Here is a 20,170-nt window from a genome sequence, read left to right as displayed (position 1 = left end):
GAGGGTTGGGGTGAGGGGGAGTCTCCGCAAGGACGGTGACAAAGAGAGCCGCGGAGAGTCCCCCTCACCCGGATTGCATCTGCGATGCAATCCGACCTCTCCCCGCGAGCGGGGCGAGGTGAAGCGGATCGCGTGGCGATACCACAGCATTAGAATCCCGCCCGCGTGTTGCCGTAACCCGCCGGTGCGGTCGCATTGGCATCGAGCAGCCAGCGTGCACGCGGCTGCGCTTCCATCGTGTCGGTCATGCCGAGCGCGAGGCGCTCGGCGCCGGCCCAGGCGATCATCGCGCCGTTGTCGGTGCAGAGCGCAGGCGGCGGCATGATCAGCTGGGTCCCGGCCTGCTGCGCGACATCATGCAGGGCGCCGCGGATCGCCTGATTGGCGGCGACGCCGCCGGCGGCAACGAGCGCACGCGGTGCGCCGAACTGCTCGCGGAAAAGTCTCAAGCCGACGCTCAACCGGTCCGCCGTCGAATCCAGCACGGCGGCCTGGAAGCTGGCGCAGAGGTCGCTGATGTCCTTCGGCGTGAGCTCAGTGATCCGGCTCGCTTCGTTGCGGACCGCCGTCTTCAAGCCCGACAGCGAGAAATTGGCATCGGGGCGACCCTGCATCGGGCGCGGGAACGCGAAGCGCGCGGCATCGCCGCTTGTGGCCGCGCGCTCGACCTGTGGACCGCCGGGATAGGGCAGGCCCAGCATCTTCGCGACCTTGTCGAAGGCTTCGCCAATGGCGTCGTCGACCGTGGTACCGAGCCGCACATATTGGCCGACGCCGGTGACCGCGACGATCTGGGTGTGCCCGCCCGAGGCAAGGAACAAGCAATAGGGGAATTCGATCCCGTCGGTGAGACGCGGCGTCAGCGCATGTGCCTCGAGATGGTTCACCGCGACCAGCGGGGTGTCGTGCACCATCGCGATCGCCTTGGCGGTGGTGAGCCCGACGATGACGCCGCCGATCAGCCCCGGCCCCGCGGCTGCCGCGACACCGCCCAGCCGGGCGAAGCCGATGCCGGCCTCGCGCATCGCGCGGTCGATGATGCCGTCGAGCAGATCGACATGGGCGCGGGCGGCGATCTCCGGCACGACGCCGCCGAAGCGGGCGTGCTCCTCGACCTGCGACCGCACGATGTTGGACAGGATCTTGCCGCTGCCGTCAGGCGCGCGCTCGATCACGGCTGCGGCGGTTTCGTCGCAGGTGGTTTCGATGCCCAATACCAGCATTGGCGAATTGTTATCCAATTTGCGGCCTTGCGCTCATCCGGAAAGCAGAGTTCTGGTACGTCCGGTAGCATTCCGGGGATGGCTTGCGCAATCGTCGTCCTCGTCCATGCGCCGCCGCCACGTGGTTCGGGAACACCAGCGATGTCCATTCTTGTCACACGACCGCATCCCGACAATGAGGCGACGGCGGACAATTTGCGCGCGCGCGGCCATGTGGCGTTGCTTGCGCCGGTGCTCAAGTTCGAGCCGGTCGCCTTTCATGACGAGAGCGAGACGAATTACAACGGCATCATTGTCACGTCGGCCAACGCGATCCGCGGCGTCGCGCCGCAATTGCGGGACCTTGGTCTGTTGGAGCTGCCGCTGTTTGCGGTCGGCGAGCACACCGCTATCGCGGCACGCGACGCCGGCTTTGCCGACGTGATCGTCGCCGGTGGCGATGCGGCGGCCTTGCGTGACAAGGTGGTGCAGGGCGCGCGCGACAAGTTGCTGAAGAAAAAGAGCACGCTGCTTTATCTCGCGGGTGCGGATCTGTCGCGTGATCTCGGCGGCGAGCTCGGCGCCGAAGGATTCAACGTGGTCACGCAGACCACTTATCGCATGGCGCCTGTCAAGTTGCTGCCGCGCGAAGTTTGCGACGGCTTTGCCGCCCATGGGATCGAGGCGGTGTTGCACTACTCCCGGCGTAGCGCACGGGCGTTCCTGGACGCGGCGCGGGACGAAGGCGTCGAAATCTCGGCGCTGGCGATTCCGCAATGCTGCCTGTCCGAGGCGATTGCCGGCGTGCTGCGCGAGGCCGGCGCGTCGCAGGTTCTGGTGGCGGCGACGCCGGACGAAAATGCCTTATTTGACACCTTGGAGCGTGCTTTGCGCAACCGTTTGGCGTAAGAGGTCAGGCCGAATCCGACGCAATCGGGTCCGCCCAAGGGTCTGCGCAACGATCTGCGCAAGTATGGAAGTGTGAGGAACCGTCACGATGGCCGACGACAAGCCTGAAGACGCAGGATTGGCCCCCGACACCGGACGTGCCAAGCGCACACCGCCCACTATCGACCTCGAGGCGACCGAAGTCTCGACCCAGCCGCAGGAGGTGGCGGCCGAGCCCGAGGCTCAACCGACGTCGGAGCATGCCGAGACCGAGCCGGCACAATCCGAACCGGCCAAGTCCGCGCCAGAGTCCGAACCTGCTGGTGCTGAGCCGGCGCGTGATGAGGCGGAAGCCACTGTTGCGTCCGCTCCCGTGTCGCCGCCGATTTCGCCCTGGATCGTTGCGCCGTTTTCCGGTGCTGTCGCAGCGGCAGTCGTGATCGCGGTCGGCTGGATGCTGGGCTGGCCCACGGTGCAGGCGCCGCCTGCCGCACCGCAAGTCACGAGCGCGACGGTCGATGCGCTGAGCGGGCGTGTCAGCGCGGTCGAAGCCAAGGCCAGCAAGCCCGCGGCAGACCTGGCGATGGCGGCGCGGATCGACGCACTGGAGAAGTCCGTCGGCAGCCTGCGCAGCGACATCGCCAATCTGCGCACACAATCCGACAAGACTGCGAGTGCTCTGAACGACGCGAAGTCGGCTCCAAGCGCCGCCGCGCCCGATCTTGCCGCTCTCAACGACCGCATCGCGCAGCTCGAACGTGCCAGCAGGACCGAACGCGCCGAGCTTGCGCAGCAGAGCGAGAAGATCGCCGACGTCAAGACTATGGACGACAAGCCGCTGCGACACGTGGTGGCGGCCGCCCTGCTCGACGTCGCCGTTCGCCATGGCGATCCCTATCAACAGCAATTGGTCGTGGCGCGGTCGCTGGCAGCCAAGCCCGACACGCTGAAGCCGCTCGACACCTTTGCATCGTCAGGCATTCCGACGCCGGTCGCGCTGAGCCGCGAGCTCCTCAACATCGTGCCGAAACTGTCGCCACCGACGGAAGGCCCGGCGGGCGGCAGCGGTATCGTCGAGCGTCTGCAGGCGGGCGCCTCGAAGCTCGTCCGCATCGAGCGCACCGACGGCGTCGGCAATGACCGCGGCGCGATCGTGTCGCGCGTCACGGCGTCGGCGCTGCGCAACGATTTCGTGGAAGCACGTCGCGAGCTGAAGACGCTGCCCGAAGCCGATCGCGCGCCGGCACAGGCCTGGCTCGACAAGGCCGATGCTCGCGACGCCGCGCTCGCCGCGTCCCGCAAATTCGCCGACGATGCCATGGCGGATCTCGCCAAATCTGATCCCGTCAAGCCCGCTCAATAAGGTTCGCGCAACAATCGGCGCGTATAGGGACCGTCATGCTTCGCATCGTCCTCTTCCTCATTCTGATCGCATTGGCGGCGGCCGGCGGAGCCTGGGTTGCCGATCAGCCCGGCGATCTGGTCCTGACCTGGGGCGGCCTGCGTGCCACAACGACCTTTTCCGGGTTCGTGCTTGGGCTCGGCATCTTCGCAGCCGCGACCGTGCTGGTCTGGAGCATCCTGACCATGATCTGGCGCACGCCGGGGCGCTTGCGTCGCCGTCGTCATGAGAAGCGCCACGCCCGCGGCCGCCACGCCATCACCCAAGGCCTGCTCGCGATCGGTCACGGCGACACTGCCCTCGCCCGTCGGCATTCGGATGCCGCGCGGCGGCATGCGTCGAACGATCCGCTCGCGCTGCTGCTGCACGCGCAGTCGGCGCAGCTCGAAGGCAATCGCGACGAGGCGCAGCGCGTCTTCCGCGTCATGGCCGAGCGCGAGGACACGCGCCTGCTCGGTCTGCGCGGCCTGTTCATCGAGGCGCAGCGCGCCGACGATGCGGTCGGCGCCGTGATGATCGCGGAGGAAGCCATCAAGCTGTCGCCGTCCTCGACCTGGGCCTCGCATGCGGTGCTCGGCTTCCGCTGCGCGCGCGGCGATTGGAGCGGCGCGCTTGCGATCCTCGATTCGAATCTGTCCGCCGGCCTGATCGACAAGCAGACCTATCGCCGGCAGCGCGGCGTCCTGCTCACGGCGCGCGCGCTGGAATCGGAAACCGTGGATCGCGACGTCGCGCGCGAAAACGTGATGGAGGCGGTCAAGCTCGCGCCGACCCTGGTGCCGGCCGCGGTGCTCGCCGCAAAGTTCGAGAGCGAGGCGCATCAGGTGCGCCGCGCCATGAAGCTGGTCGAGGCCGCCTGGCTCGCCAATCCGCATCCCGATCTCGCGGATGCCTACGCGCATGTGAAGCTCGGCGATTCCGCGCGGCAGCGCTTGCAGCGGGTCGAGACGCTTGCAGCCAAGATCTCTGCCGACAAGCCCGGTCATAACGAGGGCCAGTTCGCGATCGCCCGCGCGGCGATCGATGCCTCCGAGTTCGCCCGCGCGCGCGCGGCGCTCGCGCCTTATGTCAACGATCCAACCCAGCGCGTCGCGCTGCTGATGGCCGAGATCGAGCGCACCGAGCACGGCGACGGCGGCCGTGCCCGCGCCTGGACCTTGCGCGCGGTGCGCGCTCGCCACGATCCGGCCTGGACCGCCGACGGCTATGTCAGCGACCGCTGGCGTCCGGTCTCCCCCGTCACCGGCCGCCTCGATGCCTTCCAGTGGCAGACGCCGGTCGCGAGCCTTCCTTCCGACAGGGGCACCACGATCGAATCCTCGGCTTTCGAGGAAGCCATGCTGGCGGCCCCGCCGCCGAAACGGGTGATGGCGCCTCCAAGCGAAAGTCCGGTGGAACCGCCGGTGACGGCCCCGACCCCGGTGCCGGCCGCCCAGGACAATTCGCCCCCTGAGGCCAAGGAAGCTGCCAAGGAAGCTCCCGAGGAGGTTCCCAAAGAAACTCCCAAGGAAGTTGCCAAGGAAGAGCCGACGGTCACGCCCACTGAGCCGGCTGATCCGGCGCCCGCGCCCGCCGAATCATCGCCACCGGCGGCAACGCCGGTATTCCGGACCCGTGCCGACCTCGGCAAACCCGGGCCCGCCCCCATCCCCGCCGTGATCCCCATCGTCCGCGCGCCGGATGATCCCGGGATCGATGACGAGGGCCCGAGCGACGAATTTACGGAACAAATCGGCACGCCAAAGGCCCAGGCTGGCGGTTGGCGCGGATTCTGGTCCCGGTGGGGCGCGTGAGGCGCATTTCGAGCCGCGCTTGTCCTTGCCAATTCGGGCCATGCCCGATATCAGGGGCGCGCGTATCGGGGCCGGCATCGCCCGGGCTCCGGCAGGGTTCGCCGCAATAGCTCAGTTGGTAGAGCACGTCATTCGTAATGACGGGGTCGGGGGTTCGAATCCCTCTTGCGGCACCAGCACCTCCATTCACTGAAGCCGGCTTGCCTGCGCGTTGCGCTTCGCGCTTGTGCCACTACGATGCGCCGCCGAGAACTGCGCGTGACGGGGCAAGTGGTGGGTCAGGACAACGGGGCCGGGACAACAGATCGACGAGCATGGTTGCGGATCTCGGGTCTCGTCATCCTCGCCGCTGCCATCACCGCCATCGTCGCTTCGCGATCAATTGAATCCTCACAGCTGCACGGCCGGCTGTCCGTTCCTCCGCTCTATGACGACGTCGCCTATTTCCTCGACGCCGTGCGCTGGACGAATGCAGCGAAAAAGTCTGGAACGTCTGCTTGTGACTCTCAGCGGACGAGCTGGAAAGCACAAACCGTCGTTTCCCCTTGGTCCAATTTACTCCCACTGGTCTGCGGTAAATAGTCAATCGCACTGACAGCATATGGAGACGCGCAAATGAGCAAGCTCGTTTCAGTCGGATTGATCGCCGCCGCGGCCATGTACGCTAGTCCGGCCACGGCTGCGTGGTACGACAAAAGCGGCGCAGCCGTCCATTCCTCCCGCGTCGTTCACTGCATCCGGGCTCCAGACGTTGGCCAGTATGCCGGAGGTCCGTGGAATCAACCGCCTTGCGAACCGGCAACCCGGGGCTCAGGCGCCAGAGCGGCGTGGCGCGACAAGAACGGCGCAGTCGTCCCCTCCTCCCGCATCGTTCACTGCGTCCGGGCTCCAGACGTTGGCCAGTATGCCGGAGGTCCGTGGAATCAACCGCCTTGCGAACCGGCATCCTGGCGCTAAGGCGCCAGGTATGAGGGCGCAAGTCGCTGTGACAAACGCGTGACAGTGCGCGCGAAAAATCCCGAGTTCCGGAGAAAGGCCTCGGGATAAGCCGGTGAGTCCTATTGCCAAGTTGCAGAGTTCGCCTTCCCCTTCCCCTGTGGTCGGGCTGCGGGCTTCACTGCGATGCATAGGTCTACCGTTTGTCGATTGCTTATTCTTTGCGGTGTGCTGGCAAGCACTTGGGCCAATGCAGCATGTGTCGATCCCGCGCTGCTCGCACGCTCAACCGCCAGTATTGTGCAGAATTACGATGAGAGGGAGCGCGATGCGCATCCGGGCATCATCGGCGTCCAGGGAACCGGTTGGTTCCTCTCTCCAACCATTATGGTCACGGCCGAACACGTCGCGACAGCGATGAAACTCTCCACGACGGTGTGGAAGCCGCTCGAGATCGCAGCCGGAGATGGCAGCGAGCTAATCGGTGCACGCATCCAACGCCGGGTGGGAGGGACGCCAGAAAAACTGGCCGTAATCGAACTCCAACGCGCCGCTTCCGACGCGCGGAGCGTCGCTATTCGAAAGGAACCGCTCGTGCCAGAGGAGCAGGTCATGACGCTCGCCTATCCGGCTGGCAGCTCTCGTCCCGTGGGAGGACGCTTCGTTCGGTTCGGAGAGGAGGGGAAGCTCGCCGGCATGGTCCTGTTGGAAATGTACGAAGGGGAGAACCGCCTTGTCATTGATCACGGAGCCTCGGGGGCACCGGTGGTCGATTGCAACGGTCGCGTCGCGGCCGTCATTACGAATGTATTAAGCCAGAGTTTGAAATTGGCATCTCGCGAAATACGATTCTCGACGGCGTGGGGAATGCCCAACGTTGTTTCTGTGCCGGTCCAAGTGCTGGAAGAGGTAAAGTAGTCGCCCCGATTGCAGTGGAGTAGCAGGCAGCTCGCCGTTGCTCATCTAAAGCAGGATGCTGCGAACCGCGACCCGTCTTAGTTTTGAATGGCGCGCCCCGTTGCTGCTCCGATTGCTGCAAGCAGCGAGGTATCCTGCAGCGGCTTTGAGAGAAATGCCGCGGCACCTGCGGATTCACAGCGTTCGCGCGCCCCGGCTTCATTGTGGGCGGTGATCACGATGGTCGGAATTCGCAACCCGCTGCTGGTGAGATGCCGCTGAAGTTCGAGACCGGTCATGTCCGGCATTTGCAAATCGACAATCAGGCACTCCGGCAGGCCCTCATGGAGTGCACCGAGAAACTCGCGCGCGGACGTGTAGGTGCTGGCTTCGAACGCACGCGCCCTTAGCAGCCTCGCCAATGCCTTCAGCACCGATGGGTCGTCGTCCACAATTGCGATCCGTGGCAAAGCTTGCGCCATGCGCTGGACTATCGGCGTGGTCGCGGCGGATTGTCGAGTTGGCCATAGGGCCAACAAGACCGCGCATCCCCTTTTTACCTGCCGTGGCCGGAAATGCCGGCTTTTTCAGCCAGCCGGACGAGATCCGCGACGGAGCGCACGCCCATTTTCTCCATCACCCGCCCACGATGGACCTTGACCGTCTTCTCCACCGTTCCCAAGTCGCCGGCGATTTGCTTGTTGAGGCGTCCGGTGATGACGTGAGTCATTACTTCGCGTTCGCGCGGCGTCAGGAGTGCGAGCCGGGCGTTGATCGATTGCAGCTCGGCATTGCGGTTGCGAGTGCTGACGTCGTCCTTTTCGGCGCGCGCAATGGCCGCCAGCAGGTCCACGTCTCTAACAGGCTTGGTCAGAAAATCGATCGCGCCGGCGCGCATGGCACGGACACTCGTCGGGATATCCCCCCTCCCGGTGAGAAAAATAATGGGCCGCTGCGAACCTCCTGTAGTCAGCTCCTGTTGCAGTTCCAGGCCATCGAGATCTGGCATCGAAACGTCGAACACGGCGCAACCGGGTATCGACGCATCATGTTCTGCGAGAAAAGCATGCGGCGAGGCGAACGCCCGGACCTCGTAGCCGCGCGTGCGCAACAGCCGCGACAATGCCGTCAGCACGCTGGCATCGTCATCGACTAGGAAGACGGTGAACCTGGTGTTCGTCATTGCGCAGCCACCGACAGTTCCTGCACGGGCAGCGAAAATCCGGCAATAGCGCCGCCATCGGCGGGGTCGTTTGATAGCGCAATCCTGCCGCCATGCGCTTCAACAATGGTCGAGCAGATCGTCAACCCGAGACCGAGCCCGTGATCCTTGGTGGTGAAGAACGGTTCGAACAGTCGGCCTCCTTGCGCCGGTTTGATTCCGGGCCCATAGTCTTTCACCAACACCTCGATCGTTCCTGCCGGTGTCGCGCGGGTAGAGATGGTGATCAGCCGCAGCGCCAACGGCGTCGAAGCCATCGCATCCATCGCGTTCATCATCAGATTGAGCAGCACTTGCTGCAACTGTATGGAATCCCCCAACACCGCCGGTAGACCGCTCGCGAGCTTGGTCTCGACAGTGATGCGGCGGCTGACCAACTCGCTTCGAATCAGACTGGTGGTTAAATCTACCAAGTCGTTGACGTCGACCAACTCGGATCTGGTCTCGCCCTTCTTGAGCAGGTTACGGAGCCGATGCACAACTTCGCCGGCGCGATCGTCCTCACGCACGATATCCTGCAACGCGTCGCGAATCTCGGCGAGATTAGGCGTCTCCTGATCCAGCAAATAGAGCGCCGCCTGCGCGTTCGACAGAATTGCCGTCAATGGCTGATTGACTTCATGGGCGATAGCGCCGGAGAGTTCGCCGAGAACTGACACTCGCATCAGATGCGCTACTTCCTGTCGCTGCAACTCGGCTTCGGACTCGGCGGCTTTCTGTTCGGTGATATCGACGAAGATCCCGCTATACTGATTTGATGCCCCGTGATGGTTCGCGCGCGAGCGCGCCCGGATACTCACCCAGCGTACTCGGTTGTCGGGAAGGGCAATTCGAACATGGACCACAGAGGATTCACCGGCGTTCCTCATCTGCCGGATCGCGTCGACGGCCACGCCGCGATCGTCGGGGTGGATTGCATTCACAAACGTATCGCGCGTGAGAGGCACGTCGCTGGCGAGCCCGAACATCGCGCGACAATGTTCGGTAGCCCATAGCTCATTGGTCCCTCGATCGAACTGCCACAGCCCTACATTCGCGGAAGCGGCGGTGAAGGTCATTCGCTCCTCGCTTTCCTTGAGCGAGATTTCGGCTTGCCTGCGCCTGCGCCGTTGAAACAGCAGCGCACTGACGACCAATGACTGTATTCCGACGACGACCGCCGTCGCCAGCACCAGGTTGCGATGCTGATCCCAAACACTGGGTTCCTTGAACAGGACAACGCTGTTGGGCGGCAGGTTGGGCTCCTTCAACCCCCACCGGTCCAAGGCTCTCGCGTCGACACGGAACGTCGGCAAAGGATTGGCTCGCGGAGGAACCTTGCTAACGTCAGCGCCCGAAAGAATCTCGAGAGCCATGTCGGCGGCTGCAGCTCCAAGAGCTTCGTACGAATAAGTGTATGCTCCAACGATTCCCGCACCGAGATAGGTTTCAAAGAAGCCATAGACCGGCGCGGCGGAAGCTTTCGCAACGGCATTGGCGACATCCCTCGGAACGAAGCGCTTGCCGTCGCCGTCCGCAAAGAAGGTCAGAAGCATCACGATCGTATCGCTCGGTAGCCGAGATACGTCTGCCAGCAGCGCATCGTAGCTGAGATCAAACCAGTAAACCGTCTCAAGTTTCGAATTGCTAGCCTCAATGGCTTTGCGCGCCGCTTCCCGCCAGCGACGGTCAAGGCTGTCGCTCCCTCCGATCACCACAAGCCGACGCGCCTCGGGCTGAAGGCCTTCTGCGAGTGCTAGGGTCTTCTCCGGGTAGAACTCGCTGATCATCCCGGTGATATCGGGCGGCAATTTCATGCGTTCGTACGTGGAGCGCGTGATGTCTGAAAATACTATGGGGACGCCCGGCCCGGCCACGTCTCGATACTTTTGGATGAAAGGAATTCCTGAGAAGCCGATCACCACCGCCAAATCAATGTGCACATTGGCGTATTTCTCGCGGAGGAAATTGGCCATGCGCTGAGCGTGCGCCTCATCCGGGCGTCGTGCCAGGTCGAGATACTCGACTTCGATTTCGATGTACCGCGGAGATCGATCGAGCAGCCGCTGGCGGACAGCCTCCGAGATGATCGCGTTGGCTGGAAAAGTCTGGTTGAATGAGTGAAGGACCAGCACGCGCTGCGGCACATCATTGGCACGCAGTGCAGTGCTCTCCAGCAAAAATACGACGACGATCCATAGAAATGCGCCACGCACAACGCGCGCGTGTCTGGCATTCGGCCCACTAACGCGATCGTAAACTCTCACGAGGTTCGATCCGGTCCGAAGAACGCTAGACCCACGATAAAACATCAGGTTGGCGGCTGTCGAGTCTGCACGCAATGGCACTCGCCGCATATCCGCGCCAGGATCGATCTGCCACATTTTTCCGGCCGTCACCCTGCGATACCGATGCGGGATTTTGGACCAATCGATGTGCGACCTGGTTCAATTCAGCGGGGGTCGCTGACTCGCGTCCCGCCCCCAGAGCCCGCGGACCCAGGCGTATGGCGGAAGTGGGTACCGGCGGGCAACGCGCCGCACATGCAGCCGTCATGGCTCAAAGCGAACGAATACGACGTCGAACTTCTGCTTGGCAACCACTTGATCGAAGACGCCGGTCAGCCGGTCGTTGGCCGCGTCGTAATTGAGCACATAGGAGGAGCCATTGTAGCCGCCGGCGCGTAGTTCGAAGCGCAACTTGATCGCGTTACCGTCGCGGCTTGCCACGGCGACATGAAAGGGAAGAAGAGTCGGATTTGCGTAGCTCGCATCGAGTTTTCCGTCCGCGCCAACTGCCCGGATGGTGATCACGTAACCTCCCTGCAAACGGACCCAGCGGCCCGGCAACCTCTCGAATGCAGATTCAGCGGGTCCGACGACCGTCGCCGCAGGCGGTTGTTGCGCGCATGCCGGACCTGCAATCCAAAGGAGGAAAAACATCGCAAACAAGGGGGGAATCAACCGTCGCCCAAGCAGGTTTCGACAATTTGCTCGTTCGATCCGGTCCTCGGCGACGCTCATTCTCATGAGAGGCTCGCGTTGCTTTGTTGAAGGTGGGGATTGCCTCCGGGTCCTCGTTTAATATCAGAGCGACGCTCCACTTGATGTTGGACCACGGTCCAATAGAACGCGACATGGCTCCTGCGTAGCGTGCCCCGGCTAGATCGCATTTCCGCGGTCCACCGGAAGGCAATGCTTGCGATGAGCGCTCTTTTCCCCTCGACAACCTTCCTGCCGGACGCCGCTGCTCGTGAAGGGTTTCCGCAGATCGATGACCCGGTCTGGATACCCGGCGGCACTTTTCGCATGGGGTCGGACAAACATTATCCGGAGGAAGCACCTGCTCATTGCGTCACCGTGGACGGATTCTGGATGGATCGTCATCCCGTGACGAACCGGCAATTCAGGGAGTTCGTCGAGGCCACGGGTCACGTCACATTGGCCGAAATTGCACCCAACCCGAAGGACTATCCCGGGATCCTTCCGCACATGATCTATGCGGGCTCGCTGATGTTCTCGCCCCCCAAGCACGTGGTGAGTTTGCGCGACTTCAGTCAGTGGTGGACCTTTGCCAGGGGCGCGGATTGGCGGCATCCGTACGGACCGAGGAGCAACATCAGGGACCTCGACGATCATCCCGTCGTGCATGTGGCGTTCAACGACGTGCTCGCCTACGCCAAATGGGCTGGCAAAGATATTCCGACCGAGGCGGAGTGGGAATTTGCGGCGCGCGCCGGCCTCGAGGACACAGAGTTTGCCTGGGGCAATGAGTTCACTCCGAACGGCCGTCACATGGCGAACACCTGGCAGGGCGATTTTCCCCGCGAGAACACCAATGCCGATGGTTTCGAACGCACTTCCCCGGTGACCGCCTTTCCGCCAAACGGCTACGGGCTGCATGACATGATCGGCAACGTCTGGGAATGGACCGCCGACTGGTATGCGCCGAAGCATCAAGCCGATGCAACGAAGACGTGCTGCATTCCGCGCAACCCGCGGGGCGGCAGTGAAGCCGACAGCCACGATCCCAGAATAACCAATGTGAAAATTCCACGAAAGGTCATCAAGGGTGGCTCGCATTTGTGCGCACCGAACTACTGCCGACGCTACCGGCCGGCAGCCCGACACGCGGAGCCGGTTGACACCTCCACGAGCCATCTTGGCTTTCGATGCATCAGACGGTCGCGGCACTGACACATATCAACCATCAACAATGGGAGAGCGACGCCATGTCTAACCACGGATTGCACGACCATCCTTGCGATACTCCACCAGCATCACCAGCAACAGGAGGCGGGTACCGCCGGTATTGCGCTTCCCTGCTCGGCGCGACCATGTTGGTGACACTATCCGGGCCAGCCACCACTCCGGCTGCGGCGCAGCAACCACAGCAGAAGCCCAACATCCTCTTCATCATGGGCGACGACATCGGCTATATGCAGCCGAGCATCTACCATCGCGGCCTGATGGTTGGCGAGACGCCCAACATCGATCGCATCGGCAACGAAGGCGCGATATTCACGCACTATTATGCTGAGCAGAGCTGCACGGCCGGGCGCACCGCCTTCATCACCGGCATGCAGCCGGTTCGCGTCGGCATGACCTTGCCGGAAATCCCCGGCAGCCCATCCTACCTGCGGCCGGGTACACCGCACCTTGCCAGATTCCTGCTCGATCTCGGCTACAACACCGGCGAGTTCGGCAAGAACCATCTCGGCGACCACACCGACTCGCTGCCGACCGCGCATGGTTTCCAAGAGTACTGGGGCTACCTGTATCACCTCGATGCCATGCAGGGGGTGAGCTTCCCTGACATCAACAAGACCCCGAGCCAGCAGACCGTCGCGCCGCCATGCAGGAACACGCCGATCCCCGGCGTAGCCGAGATTCCCGGCGCGGTGGATGCCAAGACCACGGTTTGCCTGACGCCACCGCGTCCGATGCTCGCGTGCAAGTCCTCGGATGGAAGCGCCAAGAACATGACGTGCAAGGACGAGGGTCCTCTCACTCTCGAGCGATCCAAGGGTATCGACGAGGAAATCTCGGCCAAGGTCGTCGACTTCCTCGATCGCAACGACCCCCGCCGCACCAACAAGCCGTTCTTCGTCTGGTACAATCCGGCGCGCATGCACATCACGACCGTGCTGAATGACAAGTACCTGGGCATGTTGGGTGAATCCGGCGGCAAGGATTGGGGCATCAATGAAGCTGGCATGAAGCAGATGGACGACAACATTGGCGTGGTGCTCAAGAAGCTCGAAGACATGGGCCAGCTCAACAACACGATTGTCGTCTTCACCACCGACAACGGCGCCGAAACGATTACCTTCCCCGACGGCGGCGTCACGCCGTTCAAGGGCGGCAAGTTGAGCACCTGGGAGGGCGGCATGCGCGCCCCGATGGTGATCCGGTGGCCGAACGTCATCAAGCCCGGCACGGTGAAGAACGAAATGTTTGCCGCCCTCGACTGGCTTCCGACTCTCGTCGAGATCGCCGGCGGGCCCAAGGGCGACGCACTGAAGCAAAGGATCGAGGCCGGTGAGTATCCCGGCATCGTCAAGACCACGCTCGATGGCGTCAACCAGACCGACTATCTGAGCGGCAAGTCTGAGAAGTCGGCACGCGACCACTTCCTGTACTACTCCAGCACGACGCCGTCGGCGGTTCGCTACAAGAACTGGAAGATGTACTTCGCGATGGTGTCCGACGACCCGGCGGGCTTCGTTTCGGGAGTGCAGCCCTACTCCTGGACCCAGGTCGTCAACATCAAGCGCGACCCCTTCGAGACCTCGGTGGGTGCGCAACAGAAGACGCTGTTCGGTATGGGCGGGGCGATCGCCGCTCCGTCGACCGCCTATGTCTATGACTGGAACTTGCTGCCCATCGGCCAGCAGCTCTGGTTGATGCACCTCGAGTCCTACATCAAGTTCCCGCCGCTGCAGGATCCGGCCAGCTACAATCTGGAGCAAGTCATGCGGCAAGTTCAGAACATGAAGACGGCCGGTCGCAGCGACTGACGACCGAAGCGAACCCGGCGGGCGCTTCTTCTGCGCCCGCCGATCCATCTAACAGCGGCGCTCGATCACGCGTGACAAGCAGAACGCAGGCACCGTCGGAATATGCCGTCTGACACGATCAGCTTCCTCCGGGATCACCTCTTCACCCTGCCGGTGCTCGCAAAGTTCGCGTTAGGCATGGTGATGATTGTCATCATTCCCCATCTTTCCCGTCGCGTGCATCTTCCTGCACCTGTAGGTCTGCTGCTATGCGGAGTTTTGGTCGGGCCGTATGTGCTGGACATCTTTGGCAAGGTCCGGCCAATCGCGGATTTCCTGGCGGAATTGGGCCAACTGCTGTTGATGTTTTTTGCCGGCCTGGAAATCAATCTTGAGCAGTTCCGGCGTGCCCGCCACCGATCCATTGCCCTTGGCATCGCCACGACAGCGCTTCCTCTCCTGCTTGGCACCGTCGTTGGGCTCTCATTCGGCTACGCCGCGATTCCGGCAATCGTGATTGGATCGCTGCTGGCTTCCCATACCCTGCTGGGGCTGAGCACGGTGAACCGGCTCGGCCTTGGCACGCTGGAGCCAGTGACAGTAGCAGTCGGCGCCACGGTGATGTCAGACACTCTGTCGCTCGTGGTGTTCGCCATTTGCGTCTCGATTTACACGACCGGATTTTCGCCGTCGGGTCTGGCGCTTCTTCTGGCCGAGATCGCTGGCTTTATCCTCGTGGTTCTGTTCGGCCTAAGCCGACTCGGTGCCTATGTGCTCAAGCGGGTTGAAGACGAGGAGGACGCATACTTCGTTCTCCTGCTGAGCATCATCGCCATCGCGGGTGTGCTTGCGGATGCGATTCAGCTACCAGGCATCGTGGGTGCGTTCCTTGCGGGACTAGCCATCAACGCCTCGGCACAAAACGCGCCGGCCAGCATGAAGCTGGATTTTCTGGCCAAATCTTTGTTTATTCCGATCTTCTTCGTCGTCACCGGATTTCTGATCGACCCAGTTAGCTTTGTTTACGGGATTCTCAACAATTTCCTGCTCGTGGCCGGTATCATCGGTGCCTTGCTTCTCGGCAAGTGGATGGCAGCTTGGGGCGTTGGTCGCGCGTTCGGCTACAGCCCGAATGAACAACTCACGGTCTGGTCGCTCACCCTGCCGCAAGTCGCCGCTACGCTTGCCGCGACGCTGGTCGCGCACGAAACGCTCAGCGCGACCGGTCAACGATTGCTCGACGACCGAATGCTCAATGTCGTGCTTGTACTTGTGTTCGCAACATCGGTTCTTGGTCCGTTGTTGACTGAGCGGTTTGCGTCCCGTCTGACGACTGACGCCGCTTTCCCGAGATTGGATCGGCGGACTGGATAAACTACATCGGCATAATTGCTTAGTAACAAAATGTGATGCCCTCTTGCGGCACCAGCGCCTCCATTCACTGAAGCCGGCTTGCCAGCGCGTTGCGCTTCGCGCTCGTGCCACTACGATGCGCCGCCGAGAACTGCGCGTGACGGGGCAAGTGGTGGGTCAGGACAACGGGGCCGGGACGACAGATCGACGAGCATGGTTGCGGATCTCGGGTCTCGTTATCCTCGCCGCTGCCATCACTGCCATCGTCGCTTCGCGATCAATTGAATCTTCACAGCTGCACGGCCGGCTGTCCGTTCCTCCGCTCTATGACGACGTCGCCTATTTCCTCGACGCCGTGCGCTGGACGAATGCAGCGAAAGACGAGAGCATCTTTTCCAGCGTCTGGGATCTCTTGCATCACCATGCGCCGTTCTCGACGCTGGTGGCGGCCGCCGGGCTTTGGCTGTTTCCCGGAAGCTTTGTCGGTCCCTATCTCGTTCATGCCGTGGCCGTGTTCGGCTTCCTGCTTGGGATCATCTGGCTGGCTCGGCGGCGACCGGTCCTCGAAGTCGCAGCGTGTCTGGTCACCGCGGCTTGCGTGCCGGTGCTGTGGCACACGGTCACGGAAGCGCGTCCTGATTTGCCCTCGGGTCTTGCCATCGGTCTCGCCGCCGGGGCCATCGTTTATCGCAGCGTGCTCGGCCGCAGCGTGCGCTCGTTGGCCGGTCTGGGCGTCGCCTGCGCGCTGGTCGCCAGCATCAAGCCGACATCGTTTCCGGCTGCGCTCGCTCTGCTCGGCAGCGCGTTCGCAATCCGGCTGGTTGCGGATTGCGTCGAGGCGGGCGGATTTCGGCCATCGCTCAGCAAGGCATTCACTGCGTTCGCGTGGTTCGTGCTGCCGCTGATCGCGACCATTGCGGTGCTGCTCGGCCCGGCCTTGGTCGAGACGGTCACCTACATCTTCAATGTGTTCGTGGGTCAACGCGACCTCTGGACCACAGGCGAAAGCTTCTGGGCCGGCTTGTTGCGCTTCTCCATCGGCGGAGAGGGCCAGTTCGGCCTGCACTACTGGCTCGCCATTGGCCTCGCCTTGATGCTCCTGCGTCTCGTTCTCGCGGCCATTCAGGGCAAAACTGCACTGCTTGACGCCGTCGTTCTGCTTGCGGCAGTGCTGATCGCCTATGCGATTCCATCCGTCGCGGAGATCAAGACCTACTTCTTCGGCGCAATGTTCTATGGCGTGTTCATCATCGCCATGGTCCTCAATGGCTGCGCCAGCCTGGCGTCCATCGAAGCATTGCTTGCGTGCGCGGGTCTTGGTGCCGACATCCGCCGCTATCTGCTCACGGCGAGCCGGGTGCTTGTGCTCGCCTTCGTGCTTCAGCTCTTCGTCAGGCACGTCGTGGTCGGTCAGCTCAGCGTTGCAACGCCGCTGAGCGCGCAGCAGCAGGACAGCATCCGGGCGGCGACCGAGCGTCTCTGGTTGCTTTTGCGCGAGGTCAAGCCGTCGCCGTCCGGCCCGCTTTATGTCGGCTTCTCGAGTCCCTACCCGGTCACGCCGACGACCATTCAATTGTATGCAGCCCAGTCGCGGATGAACCTCGTCGTCCGCGGCGAGATGTTGCATCGAACGGCAGCGGCCACGGGAGATGCGCTCTTGCAGTCGAACGTTCTTGTCGTCTCGAGCTCGATCCATCACACGCTGGTCGGACCGCGCGTCGGTGATGAGCTCATCGCCCGCATGGACGCTGAGAAGGACGTCTGCCTGCTCGACAGCATGAGTTTTCCGGACGTGACGCTGCGGGTCTACAGGCGCGGGTGTTGATCGCAGCCGTCCGGTTCGAAATTGCGCAGCGGCCTTGTGTGACGCCAGTCACTTAACCTCGGGCATCTCTCCCGTAGTGTCCCGGCACGTAAACACGGGGAGATTTCACATGCGCAAGATCATTCTGGTTGCCGCCATGCTCCTGACCTCCGCATCGGCCCAGGCGGACGGCTCCCGCAGCCTGTCGCTGTCCGCGGCGAGTGCTCAGGCCGCCGCTCCGCAAACCACGACGATTTCGGCGACCACCGCGACGACGCAGGTCAGCGAAGTCGCGCCAGCCGCGGAGGCTCCGAAATATTCCGATCGTCCGCCGGCGGTGTCGCTCTCTGCGCCGGCGGCTGAGACTGCTCGGGCCGCGACCACGCCCGCGACGGCCCCGGCGCCGGTCACCGCGGCGAAGCCAGTCACCAAGACCACGGCACGCGCGGACAAGCCGAAGCACAAGCGCAACTGGACCGAGCGCCGCATCATCAGCGAGCTGCACCGCCACGGCATCTATTGGTGAGCCGCTCGCTCCAAAAGCAAATGGCCGGGACAAGCCCGGCCATCATGCGCGAGTTCTGGATCTGATCGACGGCGCTTACTGCGAGACGGTCTGTACCACGCTCGAGATCGGACGTGCGCTCGAGGTCGGTACCTTCAGGTCCTTCAGCAGCGCCTCGTCATATTCCGGCAGCGTCTGGAACGTGGTCTTGGCCTTCATCTGCACGACCTTGTAGCCGCCCGCCTTCAGCCGCGCGAGCAGCGCCGGCATGGCTTCGCCGGTGTGCTTCTGGAAGTCGTGCATCAGAATGATACCCTTGCCGAGCTTGTCGAGCCTGGTCATCACGGTCTCGACGATCTTCTCGGGCGTCGCGCCCTTCCTGAAATCGAAGGAGTCGATGTCGGTCGAGAACATCGCGACGTTGCGGGTGCCGAAATAGGTCACCATCGCCGGATTGTGCTGGAGCTGCGGGAAGCGGAAGAATGGCGCCGGGTTGGTGCCGAGCGCGAATCTCACCGCGCTAAAACCCTTCTCGACCTCGTCCTTGACCTGCTGCTCCGTCATCTTCTTGCTGTTGAGGTTGACGTGCGACCAGGTGTGCGTGCCGACCGTGTGGCCCTGGGCCAGCACCTGTTTCAGGATTTCCGGATGGTAGGTCGCGTGCTTGCCGACCGAGAAGAACAGGCCCTTGGTACATTCATCCGCGAGCGCCTTCAGCACTGCGGGCGTGTTCACCGGCCACGGACCGTCGTCGAAGGTCAGCACGACCTCCTTTTCGGTGAGGAAGTCGAACTGCTTGAAGTGCTCGAAGCCGAAGCCGGGACCGCCGGTGGTGTCGATCTCGACCACGCGGGACACACCCAGCGCGTTCGGATTGGCGCAGGCCTGTTTCTGCTGCACCGGCATAGCGGGGGCGGGCGCAGGCGCCGGAGCAGCAGCTGCCGGCTTGGCCGCGATCGCCGCGGTGGTCTCGACGTCATCCCTGGCCGTGAGCTTCGCCTGCGCCGGCAATTGATCGGCGGCACGGGCGGCAACTGTCTTGGGCGCGCCCTGGTCGGCGCGCGCGGAATAATAAAACCAACCGCCGGCGGCAATCACGACCGCCGCAACTACACTGGCCAGCATCAGGCCCAACGCATTACGCATCGCTATTCTTTCCAATTACGCAACCAAACCGGCGGAATTTCCCGCGCGACGAGCCATTAATGCGAAGGAACAGTTAACGTGACACCAACGCGACAGCGGTTGCCGAGGAATTTCAGCGCGGTGCGCCAAAGTGACCGACGTCACAAAGGCTGGGCCTCCCGTGACCGTCATCACAGTGGAAATTGTTTTGCCGGAGCATCGTAGCTCCCATCAACAACGGGCCCGCCAGTGGCGGTGCCAATGGGAGCTTCAAATGACCAAGTCTTTTTCTGGCAAGTCCCTTTCTGAGAAGTCCCTGACGAGCAAGATCCGCGACACCGGCCTGGCCCTGGGCTTTGCCGCCATCGTCTCGATCGCCTCGACGACCTCGAGCTTCGCCTTCTCATCCGAGGCGCAGCAGATGTGCACTGGCGACGCCTTCCGTCTCTGCTCGGCGGAGATCCCCAACATCCCGAAGATCACCGCGTGCATGATCAAGCATCGTTCGGATCTGAGCGCCGGCTGCCGCGCGGTGATGGACAAGGACCTCGCCAAGGGCGCGTCGCGCAAGGTCGCTGACGCCCAGGACAAGTAGCAAGAGACAAGCAGTAAGAGACAAGCAGTAAGCAATACGGCCCTCGTTGCGTCGGTCAGCTCCCCAGCAATGTGCCCCGGCGTCAAGCCGGGCCACGCGGTGGCGCGTTGCAGTCAGTCAACAAAGCCGTTGCGGCTCCGGGATCAGCGCACTAGCTTCGCCCGCACATTCGTCCGGGTAAGAGGCATTACGCGATGGCCAGATTTCTTTTCATTATTCCTTTGCTCCTGTGCGCATCGGGTGCGTTCGCTCAGCAGCAGCCCGGCCACGATGCCTGCGCGCGCGATGTCTCGCGTTTCTGCCGTCCCGTGATGAACAATGGCGATGGCGCCGTGCTCGCCTGCCTGAAGCAGAACCGCAGCCGGCTAAGCAAAGGCTGCGACAAGGTGCTGACGGATCACGGGCAGTAGTTCGTTGTGGTAGCCCGGATGGAGCGAAGCGAAATCCGGGAAATCTCGCCACGCGGACAGA

The 20,170-nt window shown here is 62.9% G+C and carries 18 protein-coding genes and 1 tRNA gene; 13 read left to right on the top strand and 6 right to left on the bottom strand.

From position 1 onward, the window contains the following. Positions 1-149: 149 nt before the first annotated feature. Complete coding sequence (gene tsaD / locus NLM27_RS33420) at positions 150-1,223, bottom strand: tRNA (adenosine(37)-N6)-threonylcarbamoyltransferase complex transferase subunit TsaD (RefSeq protein ID WP_254147327.1); 1,074 nt, start codon at positions 1,221-1,223, stop codon at positions 150-152. A gap of 141 nt (positions 1,224-1,364) precedes the next feature. On the opposite strand from tsaD, the gene NLM27_RS33415 reads away from it, so the two are divergent. From NLM27_RS33415 to NLM27_RS33390, 6 genes are all read left to right on the top strand, one after another. After that, on the top strand, positions 1,365-2,111 hold the full coding sequence (locus NLM27_RS33415; protein WP_254147326.1) for a uroporphyrinogen-III synthase: 747 nt from the start codon (positions 1,365-1,367) through the stop codon (positions 2,109-2,111). A gap of 88 nt (positions 2,112-2,199) precedes the next feature. Beyond that, a complete protein-coding gene (locus tag NLM27_RS33410) occupies positions 2,200-3,453 on the top strand; it encodes a COG4223 family protein (RefSeq protein WP_254147325.1) in 1,254 nt (417 codons plus the stop codon). Positions 3,454-3,488: 35 nt separating this feature from the next. Further along, a complete protein-coding gene (locus NLM27_RS33405) occupies positions 3,489-5,285 on the top strand; it encodes a heme biosynthesis protein HemY (RefSeq protein WP_254147324.1) in 1,797 nt (598 codons plus the stop codon). Positions 5,286-5,385: 100 nt separating this feature from the next. Then, positions 5,386-5,461: transfer RNA gene (locus NLM27_RS33400), tRNA-Thr, on the top strand. Between the two features lie 82 nt (positions 5,462-5,543). Beyond that, the gene (locus tag NLM27_RS33395) at positions 5,544-5,867 is read left to right on the top strand and encodes a hypothetical protein (protein WP_254147323.1); all 324 of its coding nucleotides are present in this window, start codon (positions 5,544-5,546) and stop codon (positions 5,865-5,867) included. A gap of 540 nt (positions 5,868-6,407) precedes the next feature. Further along, entirely contained in the window at positions 6,408-7,139 is a 732-nt protein-coding gene (locus NLM27_RS33390) for a serine protease (protein WP_254147322.1), read from the top strand. Positions 7,140-7,216: 77 nt separating this feature from the next. Here the strand turns inward: NLM27_RS33390 and NLM27_RS33385 are convergent, their stop codons facing one another. The 4 genes from NLM27_RS33385 to NLM27_RS33370 all read right to left on the bottom strand — a co-directional run bounded on the left by NLM27_RS33385 (position 7,217) and on the right by NLM27_RS33370 (position 11,348). Beyond that, positions 7,217-7,600 (bottom strand): response regulator, encoded by a 384-nt coding sequence (locus NLM27_RS33385; protein WP_254147321.1) that lies wholly within the window; start codon positions 7,598-7,600, stop codon positions 7,217-7,219. A gap of 74 nt (positions 7,601-7,674) precedes the next feature. Continuing rightward, positions 7,675-8,301, bottom strand: a complete 627-nt coding sequence (locus NLM27_RS33380) for a response regulator transcription factor (protein WP_254147320.1) — start codon at positions 8,299-8,301, stop codon at positions 7,675-7,677. Further along, the gene (locus tag NLM27_RS43875) at positions 8,298-10,586 is read right to left on the bottom strand and encodes an ATP-binding protein (protein WP_254147319.1); all 2,289 of its coding nucleotides are present in this window, start codon (positions 10,584-10,586) and stop codon (positions 8,298-8,300) included. Before NLM27_RS43875 ends, NLM27_RS33380 begins: the two co-directional genes overlap by 4 nt. A gap of 285 nt (positions 10,587-10,871) precedes the next feature. Continuing rightward, a complete protein-coding gene (locus tag NLM27_RS33370; protein ID WP_254147318.1) occupies positions 10,872-11,348 on the bottom strand; it encodes a hypothetical protein in 477 nt (158 codons plus the stop codon). A gap of 174 nt (positions 11,349-11,522) precedes the next feature. Between NLM27_RS33370 and NLM27_RS33365 the strand changes: the two genes are divergently transcribed. From NLM27_RS33365 to NLM27_RS33345, 5 genes are all read left to right on the top strand, one after another. After that, positions 11,523-12,515: a formylglycine-generating enzyme family protein gene (locus NLM27_RS33365; RefSeq protein ID WP_256570051.1), complete on the top strand. Its 993-nt coding sequence runs from the start codon at positions 11,523-11,525 to the stop codon at positions 12,513-12,515. Positions 12,516-12,655: 140 nt separating this feature from the next. Then, a complete protein-coding gene (locus NLM27_RS33360) occupies positions 12,656-14,338 on the top strand; it encodes an arylsulfatase (protein WP_254147317.1) in 1,683 nt (560 codons plus the stop codon). Positions 14,339-14,440: 102 nt separating this feature from the next. After that, the gene (locus NLM27_RS33355; protein WP_254147316.1) at positions 14,441-15,691 is read left to right on the top strand and encodes a cation:proton antiporter; all 1,251 of its coding nucleotides are present in this window, start codon (positions 14,441-14,443) and stop codon (positions 15,689-15,691) included. A 196-nt stretch (positions 15,692-15,887) separates the two neighbouring features. Continuing rightward, the gene (locus NLM27_RS33350) at positions 15,888-17,495 is read left to right on the top strand and encodes a glycosyltransferase family 39 protein (RefSeq protein WP_254147315.1); all 1,608 of its coding nucleotides are present in this window, start codon (positions 15,888-15,890) and stop codon (positions 17,493-17,495) included. A 109-nt stretch (positions 17,496-17,604) separates the two neighbouring features. Beyond that, positions 17,605-18,000 carry a hypothetical protein gene (locus tag NLM27_RS33345; RefSeq protein WP_254147314.1) on the top strand — a complete coding sequence of 132 codons (396 nt, stop codon included), beginning with the start codon at positions 17,605-17,607 and terminating at the stop codon, positions 17,998-18,000. A gap of 75 nt (positions 18,001-18,075) precedes the next feature. Here NLM27_RS33345 and NLM27_RS33340 read toward each other — a convergent pair whose 3' ends face one another. Then, a complete protein-coding gene (locus NLM27_RS33340; protein WP_254147313.1) occupies positions 18,076-19,125 on the bottom strand; it encodes a polysaccharide deacetylase family protein in 1,050 nt (349 codons plus the stop codon). 253 nt (positions 19,126-19,378) lie between these two features. Between NLM27_RS33340 and NLM27_RS33335 the strand changes: the two genes are divergently transcribed. Then, entirely contained in the window at positions 19,379-19,699 is a 321-nt protein-coding gene (locus tag NLM27_RS33335; protein WP_254147312.1) for a hypothetical protein, read from the top strand. 194 nt (positions 19,700-19,893) lie between these two features. Beyond that, positions 19,894-20,109, top strand: a complete 216-nt coding sequence (locus tag NLM27_RS33330) for a cysteine rich repeat-containing protein (protein WP_254147311.1) — start codon at positions 19,894-19,896, stop codon at positions 20,107-20,109. Positions 20,110-20,170: the final 61 nt, after the last annotated feature.

This window comes from Bradyrhizobium sp. CCGB12 (assembly GCF_024199845.1).
GTDB lineage: Bacteria > Pseudomonadota > Alphaproteobacteria > Rhizobiales > Xanthobacteraceae > Bradyrhizobium.
Note: the sequence above shows the minus strand (reverse complement) of the source record. Positions and strands in the feature narration are given on the sequence as shown.

Bases quoted from the DNA above. Each gene is read 5' to 3' on its own strand.
- NLM27_RS33335 (WP_254147312.1), top strand. From the start codon at position 19,379: ATGACCAAGTCTTTTTCTGGCAAGTCCCTTTCTGAGAAGTCCCTGACG.
- NLM27_RS33355 (WP_254147316.1), top strand. From the start codon at position 14,441: ATGCCGTCTGACACGATCAGCTTCCTCCGGGATCACCTCTTCACCCTG.
- NLM27_RS33380 (WP_254147320.1), bottom strand. From the start codon at position 8,301: ATGACGAACACCAGGTTCACCGTCTTCCTAGTCGATGACGATGCCAGC.
- NLM27_RS33330 (WP_254147311.1), top strand. From the start codon at position 19,894: ATGGCCAGATTTCTTTTCATTATTCCTTTGCTCCTGTGCGCATCGGGT.
- NLM27_RS33370 (WP_254147318.1), bottom strand. From the start codon at position 11,348: ATGAGAATGAGCGTCGCCGAGGACCGGATCGAACGAGCAAATTGTCGA.
- NLM27_RS33385 (WP_254147321.1), bottom strand. From the start codon at position 7,600: ATGGCGCAAGCTTTGCCACGGATCGCAATTGTGGACGACGACCCATCG.
- NLM27_RS33405 (WP_254147324.1), top strand. From the start codon at position 3,489: ATGCTTCGCATCGTCCTCTTCCTCATTCTGATCGCATTGGCGGCGGCC.
- NLM27_RS33345 (WP_254147314.1), top strand. From the start codon at position 17,605: ATGCGCAAGATCATTCTGGTTGCCGCCATGCTCCTGACCTCCGCATCG.
- tsaD (WP_254147327.1), bottom strand. From the start codon at position 1,223: ATGCTGGTATTGGGCATCGAAACCACCTGCGACGAAACCGCCGCAGCC.
- NLM27_RS33390 (WP_254147322.1), top strand. From the start codon at position 6,408: ATGCATAGGTCTACCGTTTGTCGATTGCTTATTCTTTGCGGTGTGCTG.
- NLM27_RS33365 (WP_256570051.1), top strand. From the start codon at position 11,523: ATGAGCGCTCTTTTCCCCTCGACAACCTTCCTGCCGGACGCCGCTGCT.
- NLM27_RS33410 (WP_254147325.1), top strand. From the start codon at position 2,200: ATGGCCGACGACAAGCCTGAAGACGCAGGATTGGCCCCCGACACCGGA.
- NLM27_RS33360 (WP_254147317.1), top strand. From the start codon at position 12,656: ATGTTGGTGACACTATCCGGGCCAGCCACCACTCCGGCTGCGGCGCAG.
- NLM27_RS33415 (WP_254147326.1), top strand. From the start codon at position 1,365: ATGTCCATTCTTGTCACACGACCGCATCCCGACAATGAGGCGACGGCG.
- NLM27_RS33340 (WP_254147313.1), bottom strand. From the start codon at position 19,125: ATGCGTAATGCGTTGGGCCTGATGCTGGCCAGTGTAGTTGCGGCGGTC.